Source organism: Ruegeria sp. YTSC199 (assembly GCF_059609725.1).
Genome location: NZ_JBXWMF010000002.1, coordinates 267,186 through 281,968 on the forward strand (window position 1 = coordinate 267,186; position 14,783 = coordinate 281,968).

Genomic DNA, 14,783 nt, shown 5'->3' on the forward strand with positions numbered 1-14,783 from the left:
AATTAGTCGGCGCGGGTCGGTTTGCCATCGATGGTCTGCTGGTTTTTTTTCACCCAATAGGCGCGGATGTCGTCGTCCGACTTGCCGTCCACCCATTTCTGCATGGTGTCCCGATCGGACTGATACTCCATGAACGGCACCGCATAGCCGCAGGAGGTCTGAACCAGATCGATATGCAAGTCATAGATCTGCCGCGCGCTGCGGTGGTCGGGGAACAGATCAGCCAGTTCGTCCCAGCCAGCGTCGCCCACATGCGACGTGCGCGCAGTCCCATAAGTGCGCAAGATCAGCGGGCGCGTGGCGAAGGAACACCACATCAGTGTCATGCGATCGGTTTCCAGCAGATGCCCAGCGGTTTCATTGCCGCTGCCGGTCAGGTTCATCCAGACAATCCGGTTGGGCCCCAGAACGCGCAGAGAATCCATCCCCTTGGGCGAGATGTTCACCCGCCCGTCAGGTGCCGCCGTACCGACGAAAAAGATGTGCTGATCTGTGATGAACTTTTGCTGGGCGTCATCCAGTTCCGGGAATTGCTTGGCCATTTTTCATTCCACCGTGACAGATTTCGCCAGGTTGCGCGGTTGGTCCACATCCGTGCCTTTCGCCACAGCCGTATGATAGGCCAGCAGCTGCGCCGGGACCGAGTACAGGATCGGGGCAAGGCTGGGGTGTACACGAGGCATACGGATGGTTCTCCAGACGCCGTCTTCCGCCTCGGCAATACCGTCATCGTCCGAGACCAGAATAACCTTACCCTTGCGCGCCATCACTTCTTGCATGTTCGAGACAGTCTTATCGAACACCGTATCGCGCGGGGCCATGACGACCACCGGCATATGCTTGTCGATCAGGGCGATGGGGCCGTGCTTCAGTTCGCCTGATGCATAACCTTCTGCGTGGATGTAGCTGATTTCCTTGAGCTTCAGCGCACCTTCCAGTGCCAGCGGATACATCAGGCCGCGCCCCAGAAACAGCACGTCGCGCGCTTCGGACAAGCGCTGAGCGGATTTCTTGATGGCTTGGTCCTGGTCCAGAGCGGCGTTAAGTGCCGTCGGCAGAGAGCGCAGCGCTGCGGCGTGATCGGCCAGTTCCTCGTCGCTCAGTGTTCCCCGATCCGCAGCAGCCTTAAGCGCCAGCATCAGCAATACGCTCAATTGACAGGTAAACGCTTTGGTCGAGGCGACACCGATCTCGACACCGGCATGGATGGGCAGAGCAATGTCGCTTTCCCGCGCAATCGAACTTTCGGGGACATTGACCACCGACACGACTTTGTCGGCCTTGCCCTCGCAATAGCGCAGCGCGGCCAGCGTGTCGGCTGTTTCGCCTGACTGGCTGACGAACATAGCCGCCGTCCGACCCGGAATCGGCGGCTCGCGATAGCGAAACTCGCTGGCGATATCGACCTCGACCGGCATCTTGGCTAACTGTTCGAACCAGTATTTCGCCGTCAGACAGGCATAGAAAGCGGTGCCGCAGGCGACCATTGTCAGGCGGTCAAGCTTGGTGAAGTCCAGATCACCGGGCAGGATGACCTCATCCCCACCGGTGGGCAGGTACGACCGGATGGCCTCGGCTACCACCACGGGCTGTTCAGCGATTTCCTTGGCCATGAAGTGTTTGTGGCCTGCTTTGTCAGCCCGCGTCTGGTCCATCTTAATGCGGCGGGTTTCGCGGTTGGCCAGTTCTCCGGCGTCGTTACGAATCTCAAGCGAGGTGCGGGTCAGCACCGCTCGGTCACCTTCTTCCAGATACGTGATGCGGTCGGTCAATGGAGCCAGTGCAATTGCGTCGGAGCCCACGTACATCTCGCCTTTTCCATGCCCGATTGCCAGGGGCGAGCCCTTGCGGGCCGCGACGATCAGGTCATCCTGCCCGTCGAACAGAAAGGCTAGAGCAAAGGCGCCCTGCAGCTTGTCGATGGTCTTGAAAGCTGCCTCAACCGGTGACAGGCCGGTTTTCAGGAAGTACTCAGCCATCAGGGCTACGGTTTCGGTGTCGGTTTCGGTGGCGAAGTCTACACCGTGCTCGGCCAGTTCTGCCCGCAACTCGCGGTAGTTTTCGACGATACCGTTGTGCACAACGGCAACAGGGCCCGCCCTGTGCGGGTGGGCGTTTGTGACCGAAGGCGCGCCATGGGTCGCCCAACGGGTATGCCCAATTCCGGATTTGCCGGGTAGGGGATCATGCACCAGTAGATCGCTTAGATTCACGAGCTTTCCGACCGCCCGACGACGCCCCAAATCTCCGTTGTCAACAGTCGCGATGCCAGCACTGTCATACCCGCGATATTCCAGCCGCTTCAAAGCTTCAACAAGAATTGGGGCGGCTTCGTGCTGACCCAATACACCTACAATACCACACATGAATCAAACTCCTTTATCGCGACGAGCCTTCTTCGCCTTTAACATATCAAATATTTTGCGAGCGTAGCCGGGTTTGTTGTCCTGCCGAGCACGGGCCACGGCCAGAGCGTCGGGTTCAACATCCCGGGCTACCACAGTACCTGCGGCGGTCATTGCACCATTGCCCAGCGTTACAGGCGCCACGAGCATGGTGTTCGATCCGATAAAGACATTCTCACCTATCGTCGTACGATGCTTTAAAACTCCGTCGTAGTTACACGTTATGGTTCCCGCGCCAATATTCGAGGTTGCCCCAACCGAGGCGTCTCCGATGTAACTGAGATGATTGACTTTGGAGCCTTCAGCGATTTCAGAATTTTTGATTTCGACGAAATTGCCGATGCGGGTGTTTTCAGCCAGTTCTGCACCCGGGCGAAGACGAGCAAAGGGACCTATGATTGCTCCACGGCTGACATGGCAGCCTTCGAGATGCGAAAAGGCACGGATTGTCGCGCCGCTTTCGACTGTTACGCCGGGGCCGAAAACTACGTTTGGCTCAATAACCGCATCTCTGCCAATGATTGTGTCGGCAGCCAGATAAACAGTTTCCGGAGCTATCAGAGTTACACCTAGGTCCAGTAGTTCGGCGCGCGCATTGGATTGAAACACGGCATCCGCCGCGGCCAGATCGGCGCGAGAATTTACGCCCAGCGTCTGTGCCTCGCTACAGGCAACGGCCGTAACCTTCAGCCCACGCTCACGGGCGATCTCGACGACGTCGGTCAGATAGAATTCACCTGCGACGTTGTCGTTACCCACTGCTTCGATCAGGGTAAACAACTTCTGCGCGTCGCAAGTCAAAAGTCCAGAGTTACAGAAGGTTATCGCGCGTTCTTCGTCTGATGCATCTCTGAATTCGACGATCCTCTCCAGACTTTCCCCTTTCATCACCAAGCGGCCATAGCGCCCGGGATCGGCGGCATCGAATCCCAAAATGACCAGATCATTTTCCGCCCGCGCTGCAACCATGCGTTCTAGTGTGTCGGGCCTCAGAAACGGGGTGTCTCCGTACAGGACAACAACATCGCCCGAGAACCCTTCTAGTGCGGCGCGCGCCTGGGCAACGGCATGGGCAGTACCCAATTGCTCTTCTTGAACCGTGATCTGGGCAGTGTCGTTCTCGGCTGTGGCAACCTCGGCCACGGCCTCGGAGTCATGCCCTGCGACAATCACAGTGCGCTCGGGCGACAAAATCGCCCCGGCGCGCATGGCGTGGACCAGCAAAGGAATCTGGGCGATTGGATGTAGAACTTTGGGAAGATCCGATTTCATCCTGGTACCTTTTCCGGCGGCAAGGATGACAAGGGCAATACTCATGAAAATGATTTCTCTTTGTGTTTTGTTGCCTTCCGTTTTATCCGCTGAGGTCAAAGGCGCAAGCGGTTCAGCCATCAAACAAGATTGCCGTTTGCAACATGACACGGCAAAAACCCGCCGAAGCAGGAGGCACAATGCGTACGGTTATCTTCGATCTGGACGGAACCCTGGCCGATACGTCTGGCGATCTGCTGGCCGCTGCGAACCACTGTTTTCGCGAGATGGGGCACGGGGATGTGCTGGTGCACGGACAGGACGCAGCGGTTGCATTGCGGGGCGGACGGATGATGCTGACGCATGGGCTCAAGCGTGTCGGTGCGTATGACGAGGATACGGTCCTTGCCTATTACCCGACGCTGCTCGAGGCGTATTCGCGGGCCATCGACACCCACACGCAGTTCTATCCCGGCGCGCTGGAAGCGGTCGAGGTTTTGCGGTCTGCCGGTTACGGCGTGGGCATCTGCACCAACAAGCCAGAGGCATTGGCGCATCAATTGCTAACCCAGATGGGGGTGCGGGATACCTTTGCCTCTCTTGTTGGCGCGGACACGTTGCCGGTGCGCAAACCGGACCCGGAACCTCTACGCGAGGCTGCGCGCCGGGCAGGCGGGCATCCGGATCTGTGTGTGCTGATCGGAGACTCAGATACTGACCGAAATACGGCCCGAGCCGCCGGTGTGCCGTCGGTTCTGGTGACATTCGGCCCGTCCGGTGATGACATGGCTGCGCTCGAGCCCGAAGCTTTGCTACATCACTTCGATGATCTGCATTCGGTGGTCAAAGGACTGATCGGTGCGGCGGCGTGATCTCTTGACCTACGACCCGTGCAGCATCAGAACAAACCTATGACCGAGATATTCACTGGTAGCTTCACTCAGCAGGAACCCATCCCCGAAGAGGCGATCGAGGCCGCGATGGCCGTCCTTCGTCATGGGAGGCTGCATCGTTACAACGTTGTGGCTGGAGAGCTTGGCGAAACCGCTTTGCTGGAACAGGAATTTGCGGCACAGATGGGGGCAAAATACTGTCTTGCTGTGTCCTCTGGCGGCTATGCTCTGGCGACGGCTTTGCGGGCGGTTGGTGTGCAGCCCGGTGATCCGGTGCTGACCAACGCCTTTACGCTGGCTCCGGTGCCGGGGGCGATTGCCTCGGTCGGGGCGCGGCCGATCTTTGTTGGAGTGACCGAGAGCTTGACGATTGATCTGGATGACCTCGCGGCCAAGCTGGATCAGGCGCGGGTGCTGATGCTCAGCCATATGCGCGGGCATCTGTGCGACATGGATCGGCTGATGCAGATGTGCGATGCTGCAGGCGTCACAGTGATCGAGGATTGTGCTCATACGATGGGCGCGGCGTGGCGCGGGCAACTGTCGGGGCGGCAGGGGGCAATCGGGTGCTATTCCTGCCAGACCTACAAACACGTCAATTCAGGTGAGGGCGGGTTGCTGATCACCGACGATGAAGAACTGGCGGCCAAGGCGACGATGCTGTCGGGCTCATACATGTTGTATGAACGTCATCTAGCCGCGCCGGGGCCAGAGGTGTTCGAGCGGATTAAATACACCACTCCAAACGTGTCCGGTCGTATGGACAATCTGCGCGCAGCCATTCTGCGTCCGCAACTGCGCAATCTGGACCGGCAGGTGCGGCGTTGGAACGAGCGCTATAACGAGATTGCGGCGGGGCTGCGTGGAACGCCGGGGCTGAGAATCGTCGAGCGTCCTGAAGAGGAGACCTATGTCGGCTCGTCGATCCAGTTCCTGTTGCTTGATTGGTCGCCTGAACGCATTGCCGAGGTGACCCGGCGCTGTGCCGCACGGGGAGTGGAGCTCAAGTGGTTCGGCGGAGCCGAGCCGACGGGATTTACTTCTCGCTATGACAGTTGGCGCTATGCAGACAGCGCGCCCATGCCAACCAGTGATCGCATCCTTGCCGGGATCATGGACATGCGCGTGCCACTGACCTTTTCGTTAAACGATTGCCGCCTGATCGCGCGTATCATCCGATCCGAAGTCGGCGCGGTCTATCAATCCTGATCCAATTGAGTGCACCTGCGGTGCACGCTCGAATTTATGCCAGCCGCCCTTTTGAGGCGGCTGTCTTCGTTGGGCCGTTGACCGGGTGCGATCAGACTGATATCAGTTTATTGAACATTTGTTCATTTATGCGAAGGAGGAGATCGCGTATGTTCACGGCCACAATGCAATTTGATCTGGGTGATGACGTGAATGCCCTGCGCGATATGGTGCATCGCTGGGCGCAGGATCGGGTCAAGCCGATGGCGGCCGAGGTCGATAAATCCAACGCCTTTCCCAATGAGTTGTGGAAAGAAATGGGCGATCTCGGGATGCTTGGGATAACGGTGCCTGAAGAATACGGCGGGGCGGGAATGTCATATCTGGCCCATACCGTTGCAGTAGAGGAGGTCGCGCGGGCCTCGGCCTCAGTCTCGCTTTCATATGGGGCGCATTCGAATCTGTGCGTCAACCAGATCAAGCTGAATGGAACTGATGAGCAAAAGGCGAAATATCTTCCGCGCCTGATATCGGGGGACCATGTGGGTGCTTTAGCTATGTCCGAGGCCTCGGCCGGGTCCGACGTGGTGTCGATGAAACTGCGCGCGGAAAAGCGCAACGATCATTACCGCCTGAATGGCAACAAGTATTGGATCACCAACGGGCCGGACGCGGATACTCTGGTCGTCTACGCCAAGACGGACCCGGATGCGGGATCAAAGGGAATCACGGCCTTTCTGATCGAGAAGGAGATGAAGGGTTTCTCGACCTCACCCCATTTCGACAAGCTTGGGATGCGCGGGTCGAATACGGCTGAGTTGATTTTCGAAGATGTCGAAGTGCCATTCGAAAACATCTTGGGTGAAGAGGGCAAGGGCGTTGCGGTTCTGATGTCGGGGCTGGATTATGAACGCGTGGTTCTGGCCGGGATCGGGACGGGCATCATGGCCGCCTGTCTGGACGAGATCATGCCCTACCTGGCCGAACGTAAGCAGTTTGGCAAACCGATCGGCAACTTCCAACTGATGCAGGGCAAGATCGCCGACATGTATACCGCGATGAATTCTGCGCGGGCCTATGTCTACGAAGTTGCCAAGGCTTGTGACCGGGGAGACGTGACCCGTCAGGACGCGGCGGCGTGCTGCCTCTATGCCTCGGAACAGGCGATGACGCAGGCGCATCAGGCGGTACAGGCGATGGGTGGTGCCGGGTTCCTGTCGGATTCAGCGGTCAGCCGGATTTTCCGTGATGCCAAGCTGATGGAGATCGGTGCGGGGACCAGCGAAATCCGCCGGATGCTGATCGGGCGGGAATTGATGAGCGAAGTGCTGTGACAGAAAAACGCCCCGCAGTCGAGGGAACCGCGGGGCGTTCTTTCAAAGGATCAGAAGCGATGAACGTAGGATACGCCGACCAGCCAAGGATCGATTTCAGCGGTGCCGATATCGGCGCCGTTCAGTTTGACGTCCGAGTCGATGTCGAACCAGCGGACGTTCAGACGTACAGCACCGTTATCGGTGACCATGTAGTCCAGACCGGCCTGCAGCGCGACACCTACCGAGTTGTCCAGTTCCAGATCACCCAGAGCCGATTTCTCGTCGAAGAAGATGGTGTAGTTGATACCGGCGCCGACATAGGGTTTCCAGGCGCTGTTGGTTGGGAAGTGGTAGTTCAGCGACAGGGTGGGCGGCAGGTGTTTGACCGAACCTGCATCAACGCTGCCACCCAGGGTAACAGTGTGGCTGAACGGGGTTGCGGCCAGCAGTTCGATACCGAGGTTGTCGCGGACGAAGTATTCAGCGGTAAAGATCGGGCGGGTGTCCGAATCCACTTCGGCATCAAGGCCAGCCAGAGTACCGTTGTCAGATTTCGGGTCGAGGTAGCCAACACCAACACCGACGGTCCAGTCACCTTGGTTCTGGGCCATTGCAGGGGCGGCAAGCGCGACAAGCGCGGTGGAAAGTGTCAAAGCGGCGAGTGTTTTGATCATTTTAAGGCCTTTGAATTTGATGATGGGTCGGTTTTGCCGAACAGAGGCAAGGTAAACTCTGATCTGCATCAAGTTCCCGTGAGCTCGAAAGCGTGCGTTCGACCAGAAACTGTCATGAAAACAAGGGGTTTGGTGCATGCATCCCAATAACTGCATACCGGGTATGCAGGACGCAGGGGGCTGGGCCATTCCGGCCCGGCTCAACATGGCGCGGCAGTGCCTGACGCATCCCAGCGACAGTATCGCCATCCTCGATCTGACCGCGGGGGGCCGCGAAGCCGTCTCTTATGGTCATCTCGGGCGTATGACCGACGGGATTGCGCGGGCGTTGTTGAAACAGGTTCGACCCGGTGACCGTGTGGGTGTGTTGCTCAGCCAGTCGCCGTGGTGTGCGGCGGCCCATCTGGCGATCTGGAAGCTCGGTGCGATTTCGGTACCGCTGTTCAAACTGTTCAAGCGTGATGCACTGGCCTCTCGTGTTGGAGATGCCGGGGCGAAGCTGGTGTTGACGGATGAGGACGGTGCCGGATTGCTGGGTGATCTGGCGCGCCCAGTGCGAGTTGATCAGATCGCGCCGTCCGATGATCTGCTGCCCTTTGCCGACACCGGCCCCGAAGACCCTGCGGTGTTGATCTATACGTCCGGCACCACTGGCAGCCCGAAAGGGGCCTTACACGGACATCGGGTTTTGACTGGGCATCTGCCGGGTGTTTCGATCAGCCACAACCATTTGCGTGACGGTGATCGCCTTTGGACGCCTGCAGATTGGGCCTGGATCGGCGGCCTGTTCGACGTGTTGATGCCCGGTTTGGCTCTGGGAATTCCCGTGGTCGCCGCGCGACTTGATAAATTCACGCCCGAAGCCTGCGCCGATGTGATCGCGCGCGGCGCGGTGCGAAATGTGTTCTTCCCGCCAACTGCGCTGCGGATGCTGAAAGCGGCGGATCAGAACATATCCGGCCTGCGCTCGGTGGCGTCAGGTGGTGAGCCATTGGGGGCAGAGATGCTGGCTTGGGGCGAACAGGCGTTTGGCCTGACGATCAACGAATTCTACGGCCAGACCGAATGCAATATGGTCGTGTCGTCCTGTGCCGAGGATTTTCCGGTGCGGCCCGGCTGCATCGGCAAGCCGGTGCCGGGGCATGAGGTGGCGGTGATCGACGAAGACGGCAACCCGACGGAAGAAGAAGGCGACGTGGCCATCCGGCGCGGCTCGGCCTCGATGCTGCTGGAATATTGGAACCGCCCCGAAGCGACGGCTGAGAAATTCCGGGGTGGCTGGTTGATCACCGGCGATCGAGGCGTATGGGAGGGTGAGTACTTGCGCTTCGTCGGCCGCGATGACGACGTGATTACTTCGGCAGGCTATCGCATCGGCCCGGCGGAGATCGAGGATTGCCTGCTGACCCACCCGGCGGTGGCGACAGTGGGAGTGGTCGGCAAGCCTGACTCGCTGAGGACCGAGATCGTGAAGTCTTATGTGGTTTTGAAGCCGGGGGTCGAAGCCTCGGCCTCGGAGTTGCAGGAATGGGTTAAGGACCGTCTGGCTCAGTATTCCTACCCGCGCGAGGTGGCGTTTTTGGAGGAATTGCCGATGACGGTGACAGGGAAGGTGATCCGGAAGGAATTGAAGGCGCGGGCAGTACGGGAAACCGAAACGCAAAAGAGGCCAAAATCATGAGGAAGCTGTTTTGTTCGGGGTTAATTGCACTGCTCATTCCCGCTGCGGTCCTTGGAGCGAATGATACCATGGGTCAAGCTTTGGAGCCGGTCACTGGTATCGAAGACTGGTTCGATGGGTGTTCGCAACTTAGCAAAACAACGGTGATGTCTGTTCCAAAGATGACGTTGGATCTGGATTGTGTTGCATCTGCCTTGGACTATTGCACAAATAAACAAGAGAACTCCTACCGGGACATTTGCCACGAGATTTTGATTGAGCACATTCGTCTCAGAAGTGCACAAATTTCGGATAAGTTACCGGCGAAACCAAACCTTAAGGGTTTCAAGCGCTCCTCTTATGCGAATGCACGGCGGCGAGCAGCCGAAGTTTCTCAAACAAGATGCGAAACCGATATGTCTGAATATGAATGCCAATTGTTCGATGCTGCTATGAAGTGGTTGGACTTGCGATTTGCCGAACGGCTTTTGGAGGGTAAACACCAATGAAACTCACATCCAAAGCCATGCCCGCCTCCGAGGACTTCAAGGCAAACCGCGCCGCCCATCTCGACGCGCTGGCGCAAATCTCTGCCGCAGCCGAAGCTGCTAGAATGGGCGGTGGTGAGAAATCCCGCGCGCGACATGAATCGCGGGGCAAGATGCTGCCCCGTCGCCGGGTGGCGAACCTGCTCGATCCGGGGTCTCCGTTTCTCGAAATCGGCGCGACGGCGGCGCATGGAATGTACGGGGACGCCGCGCCCTGTGCCGGTGTCATCGCGGGTATTGGCCGGGTGCAGGAGCGCGAGGTCATGGTGGTCTGCAACGACGCCACGGTGAAGGGCGGCACCTATTATCCGATGTCGGTCAAGAAACACCTGCGTGCGCAGGAGATTGCCGAGGAAAACAATCTCCCCTGCATCTATCTGGTCGATAGCGGCGGTGCCAACCTACCCAATCAGGATGAGGTATTTCCCGACCGCGATCACTTTGGCCGCATCTTCTACAATCAGGCGCGGATGAGCGCGAAGGGGATCGCTCAGATCGCGGTGGTGATGGGGTCTTGCACCGCAGGCGGGGCCTATGTACCCGCGATGTCGGATGTGACGATCATCGTGAAAGAGCAGGGCACGATCTTTCTGGCTGGACCGCCACTGGTCAAGGCCGCGACCGGAGAGGTGGTCAGTTCAGAAGATCTTGGTGGCGGAGACGTGCACACCCGTCTGTCCGGTGTCGCCGATTATCTGGCCGAAGATGACGCCCACGCGCTGGCGCTGGCACGCCGGGCGGTCGGATCTTTGAACCTGCGCAAGCCACAGACAGTGGATTGGGCCAGCCCAGAGGACCCGGCCTATGACCCCGAGGAAATTCTGGGCGTCGTTCCTGCCGATCTGCGCACGCCCTATGACATCCGCGAGGTAATTGCGCGGCTGGTCGATGGCTCGCGTTTTGACGAATTCAAGCCTCGGTTCGGCGAGACGCTGGTGACCGGGTTCGCCCATGTCAAAGGCTGTCCGGTCGGTATCATCGCCAACAACGGTGTGCTGTTTTCCGAGGCCGCGCAGAAAGGTGCGCATTTTGTTGAGCTGTGTTCGCAGAGGAGCATCCCGCTGGTGTTCCTGCAGAACATCACCGGCTTCATGGTTGGGCGCAAATACGAGAACGAAGGCATCGCGCGGCATGGGGCGAAAATGGTGACCGCCGTTGCCACCACGAGTGTGCCGAAAATAACCATGCTGGTCGGTGGGTCCTTTGGGGCTGGCAACTACGGCATGGCTGGTCGCGCCTATCAGCCGCGGTTCCTGTGGACCTGGCCGAACTCTCGGATTTCGGTGATGGGCGGCGAACAGGCTGCAGGTGTTCTGGCCACCGTCAAACGTGACGGAATTGAGCGTCAGGGTGGCTCGTGGTCGGTCGAAGAAGAGGCCGAATTCAAACGCCCCACGCTGGAGATGTTCGAGGAGCAATCGCACCCGCTTTATGCCTCGGCCCGCCTTTGGGATGACGGCATCATCGACCCGCGCAAAAGCCGCGACGTGCTGGCCCTGTCGCTGAGCGCAGCATTGAACGCCCCGATCGAGGAGACACGTTTCGGCGTGTTCAGGATGTGATGAACATGACAATGCAAGATGTATTGATCCGGTATCCCGGCGCACAAACTTTCAAATTCGGCGACAGCGCAAAGATGAGTGCCGAGTTGCTTTCACTGGTGCGTGCAGGCCGGAAAACGGCAACCTGTGGTGCGCTGAGGGACTATCCCGATGGCAGCCCCGAAACACCGGTCGTTGGGCGCCGCGACATCGCTTTGGAATGGGATGAAAGCCCTGCTTTGGTGATCGAGACCGTCGATGTTTCGGTCTGTCGTTTCTGCGATATGACCGAGGATTTCGCGTTGGCCGAGGGTGAAAATGAAACGCTTGAGGGATGGCGCGAAGATCATCGCCGGTACTTTGAGCGTAATGGTGGTTTCGATCCAGAGATGGAACTGTTGTGCGAACGGTTCCGCCTAATCGAAGATCTGGCGGTTGAGGGGTAAGAGATGTTCAACAAAATCCTGATTGCCAACCGGGGTGAGATTGCCTGCCGGGTCATGGAAACGGCTCAGGAGATGGGCGTCGCCTGCGTTGCTGTATATTCAGACGCTGATGCCTCAGCAAAGCATGTGCAGATGGCGGATGAGTCGGTCCATATTGGAGGTGCGGCCCCAGCGGAGAGTTATCTGAAGGGGGATGTGATCATTCAGGCCGCGCTGGACACAGGCGCGCAGGCGATCCATCCCGGTTATGGTTTTTTGTCCGAAAATCCGGATTTCGTGGATGCGGTTGAGGCCGCCGGTCTAACCTTCATCGGACCGTCGGCCAAGGCGATCCGCCAAATGGGATTAAAGGACGCGGCCAAGGTGGTGATGGAGCAAGCTGGCGTGCCCGTGGTGCCCGGCTATCATGGCGACAATCAAGACCCCGAGCATCTGGCCGGTGCAGCGGATACCATCGGCTATCCGGTTCTGATCAAGGCCGTGGCAGGCGGCGGCGGCAAGGGGATGCGTCTGGTCGAACGCCCTGAGGAATTCGCCTCAGCATTGGATAGCGCTCGCAGCGAAGCCCGCACCGCCTTTGGCAATGACGCTGTTCTGGTCGAGAAATTCGTCGCCAAGCCGCGCCATATCGAGGTGCAGGTCTTTGGCGACGGCACCCACGCGGTGCATCTGTTTGAACGTGACTGCTCCCTGCAACGGCGGCACCAAAAGGTGATCGAAGAGGCTCCGGCCCCCGGCATGACATCCGAGATGCGCGAGGCAATGGGGCAGGCGGGCGTCCGCGCCGCTGAGGCGATCGGTTACAAGGGGGCAGGGACGGTTGAATTCATCGTCGATGCCTCGGACGGGCTGCGCCCGGATCGGTTCTGGTTCATGGAGATGAACACGCGCCTGCAGGTCGAACATCCGGTGACCGAAGCGATAACCGGTGCGGATCTGGTCGAATGGCAGTTGCGGGTCGCCTCGGGTGAGGCTCTGCCGAAATCGCAGGAGGACCTGTCGATCAATGGTCATGCCTTTGAGGCCCGGCTTTACGCCGAGGACGTGCCCAAAGGGTTCCTGCCGGCAACCGGAACTTTGACCCACCTGCAATTCCCGCCCGCCTGCCGGGCCGACAGCGGCGTGCGTGCGGGTGACACGATCAGCCCGTGGTATGATCCGATGATTGCCAAGGTTATCGTCCACGGCCCAACTCGTGCGGTCGCGTTGGAACAGCTTCACCGTGCCCTGCAGCAGACCCAAGTGGCTGGCACCGTTACCAATCTTGCCTTTCTCGGCGCGCTGACCCGGCATCAGGGGTTTGCCGCGGGGGATGTGGATACCGGGTTGATCGGTCGGGACTTGGAGGCGTTGACACAGGATGCTCCTGCCTCTGCCGCAACATGTGTGGCGGCAGCCATGACGGCGCTGGGCCTGGTCGAGATCTCCGAAGAGACCGGATTTTCCCTTTGGGCGCCGTTGCATCGTGCCGTCCATTTGATGTCTGATGACATGATCGATCTGGATGTGCAGGTCGAAGGTCCAAACCGGCAGGTTTGGCAGGTAGGCGTGGAAACTCTCATTGCGGAACGCAGTGGTGAGAGTTGGTCAATCGATGGTTCGCCTATGCCGCGTGTCGCGGTGTCGGGGGTACGGATCACGGTGTTTGACAGTTATGGACGGGCCTTCGATGTCGTTGACCCTCTGGACCGTGACGCCAGCGCCGCCGGCGATACCAACGTTATCGAGGCCCCGATGCCAGGGTTGGTGAAGGCCGTGTTTGCGTCGGTCGGGCAAACAGTGAAAGAAGGGGATCGGTTGGCCATCCTGGAGGCGATGAAGATGGAGCATTCGCTTCTGGCCGCCAGGGATGGGATAGTTGCCGAAGTACTGGCCGAAGACGGCGCGCAGGTTGAGGCCGGAGCTGCCCTGGTCCGTTTGGAAGAGGAGTAGCCTGTTCCTGCGCCACCTCGCGTGGCACAGTCAGGTCAACATGTTGGAAACGAAACCGGGAGGAACGCTGTAATGGGCGAGCGGGTCGAGATTTTCGAAGTAGGTCCACGCGATGGCCTGCAAAACGAACAGCGTGAAATTCCTGTGGCCGAGAAAGTCGCCCTGATCGACAGCCTTGGCCGCGCCGGGTTCAATCGTATCGAAGTGGCCAGTTTTGTCTCGCCCAAATGGGTGCCGCAGATGGCGGGCAGCGCGGAGGTGCTAGCCGGGATCGAAAGGGCGGACGGGGTGCGCTATGCCGCGCTGACACCGAACGTGCGCGGCTATGAGGATGCTCTGGCGGCCAAGGCGGATGAAATCGCGGTGTTTGCTTCGGCCTCCGAGGGGTTTTCGAAGGCCAATATCAATGCCACGATCGAGGAATCCATTGAACGGTTCACTCCGATCCTTGAAGCTGCGCGTCACATTGATCTGCCGGTGCGCGGGTATGTCTCGTGCGTGACCGACTGTCCTTACGATGGCCCGACCCCGCCCGAGAAGGTGGCCGAAGTTGCGGACCGTCTGTTCGCACTGGGCTGCTATGAGGTTTCCCTGGGTGACACGATCGGGCAGGGAACGCCTGACACTGTCGCGCATATGCTGCTGGCAGTGCGGGAGCGAGTGCCTGTGACCCGGTTGGCCGGCCACTTCCATGACACCAATGGCCGCGCCCTCGACAATATCGACGCAGCGCTGGCGCTGGGCGTCCGGACCTTCGACTCGGCTGTTGGTGGGTTGGGCGGGTGTCCCTATGCGCCCGGCGCTTCCGGCAATGTCGCAACCGAAGCCGTTGTCGCACATCTGGAGCGACTGGGATATGAAACCGGGATTGATCAGACGATTGTCGAAGAGGCCGCTCAGCTGGCCCGCGCAATGCGAGCGGAGTGAGG

At 59.2% G+C, this 14,783-nt stretch carries 13 protein-coding genes; 9 read left to right on the forward strand and 4 right to left on the reverse strand.

From position 1 onward, the window contains the following. Positions 1-2 precede the first annotated feature (2 nt). From AC2FEE_RS03015 to glmU, 3 genes are read right to left on the reverse strand one after another with little or no spacing between them, the layout of a single operon-like run. Entirely contained in the window at positions 3-542 is a 540-nt protein-coding gene (locus tag AC2FEE_RS03015) for a pyridoxamine 5'-phosphate oxidase family protein (protein WP_496862959.1), read from the reverse strand. 3 nt (positions 543-545) lie between these two features. Beyond that, entirely contained in the window at positions 546-2,366 is a 1,821-nt protein-coding gene (gene glmS, locus AC2FEE_RS03020) for a glutamine--fructose-6-phosphate transaminase (isomerizing) (RefSeq protein WP_496862961.1), read from the reverse strand. A 3-nt stretch (positions 2,367-2,369) separates the two neighbouring features. Next, the gene (glmU, locus tag AC2FEE_RS03025) at positions 2,370-3,722 is read right to left on the reverse strand and encodes a bifunctional UDP-N-acetylglucosamine diphosphorylase/glucosamine-1-phosphate N-acetyltransferase GlmU (RefSeq protein WP_496862962.1); all 1,353 of its coding nucleotides are present in this window, start codon (positions 3,720-3,722) and stop codon (positions 2,370-2,372) included. A gap of 134 nt (positions 3,723-3,856) precedes the next feature. On the opposite strand from glmU, the gene AC2FEE_RS03030 reads away from it, so the two are divergent. From AC2FEE_RS03030 to AC2FEE_RS03040, 3 genes are all read left to right on the forward strand, one after another. Then, positions 3,857-4,528, forward strand: coding sequence for an HAD-IA family hydrolase (locus AC2FEE_RS03030; RefSeq protein ID WP_496862963.1), 672 nt, complete (start codon positions 3,857-3,859; stop codon positions 4,526-4,528). Between the two features lie 39 nt (positions 4,529-4,567). Then, positions 4,568-5,758, forward strand: a complete 1,191-nt coding sequence (locus tag AC2FEE_RS03035; RefSeq protein WP_496862964.1) for a DegT/DnrJ/EryC1/StrS family aminotransferase — start codon at positions 4,568-4,570, stop codon at positions 5,756-5,758. A 149-nt stretch (positions 5,759-5,907) separates the two neighbouring features. Further along, positions 5,908-7,071: an isovaleryl-CoA dehydrogenase gene (locus AC2FEE_RS03040; RefSeq protein ID WP_496862965.1), complete on the forward strand. Its 1,164-nt coding sequence runs from the start codon at positions 5,908-5,910 to the stop codon at positions 7,069-7,071. Positions 7,072-7,121: 50 nt separating this feature from the next. On the opposite strand, the gene AC2FEE_RS03045 is transcribed toward AC2FEE_RS03040, so the two are convergent. Beyond that, positions 7,122-7,727, reverse strand: a complete 606-nt coding sequence (locus AC2FEE_RS03045) for an OmpW/AlkL family protein (protein WP_496862966.1) — start codon at positions 7,725-7,727, stop codon at positions 7,122-7,124. A 136-nt stretch (positions 7,728-7,863) separates the two neighbouring features. Between AC2FEE_RS03045 and AC2FEE_RS03050 the strand changes: the two genes are divergently transcribed. From AC2FEE_RS03050 to AC2FEE_RS03075, 6 genes are all read left to right on the forward strand, one after another. Next, a complete protein-coding gene (locus AC2FEE_RS03050; RefSeq protein ID WP_496862968.1) occupies positions 7,864-9,408 on the forward strand; it encodes an AMP-binding protein in 1,545 nt (514 codons plus the stop codon). Then, positions 9,405-9,896 (forward strand): hypothetical protein, encoded by a 492-nt coding sequence (locus AC2FEE_RS03055; RefSeq protein ID WP_496862969.1) that lies wholly within the window; start codon positions 9,405-9,407, stop codon positions 9,894-9,896. The genes AC2FEE_RS03050 and AC2FEE_RS03055 overlap by 4 nt, the downstream gene beginning before the upstream one ends. Beyond that, the gene (locus tag AC2FEE_RS03060; protein ID WP_496862970.1) at positions 9,893-11,497 is read left to right on the forward strand and encodes a carboxyl transferase domain-containing protein; all 1,605 of its coding nucleotides are present in this window, start codon (positions 9,893-9,895) and stop codon (positions 11,495-11,497) included. Before AC2FEE_RS03055 ends, AC2FEE_RS03060 begins: the two co-directional genes overlap by 4 nt. After that, positions 11,497-11,922: an ASCH domain-containing protein gene (locus AC2FEE_RS03065; RefSeq protein ID WP_170400338.1), complete on the forward strand. Its 426-nt coding sequence runs from the start codon at positions 11,497-11,499 to the stop codon at positions 11,920-11,922. The genes AC2FEE_RS03060 and AC2FEE_RS03065 overlap by 1 nt, the downstream gene beginning before the upstream one ends. A 3-nt stretch (positions 11,923-11,925) precedes the next feature. Next, the gene (locus tag AC2FEE_RS03070; protein WP_496862971.1) at positions 11,926-13,854 is read left to right on the forward strand and encodes an ATP-binding protein; all 1,929 of its coding nucleotides are present in this window, start codon (positions 11,926-11,928) and stop codon (positions 13,852-13,854) included. Positions 13,855-13,926: 72 nt separating this feature from the next. Then, on the forward strand, positions 13,927-14,781 hold the full coding sequence (locus tag AC2FEE_RS03075) for a hydroxymethylglutaryl-CoA lyase (protein WP_496863032.1): 855 nt from the start codon (positions 13,927-13,929) through the stop codon (positions 14,779-14,781). Positions 14,782-14,783 lie beyond the last annotated feature (2 nt).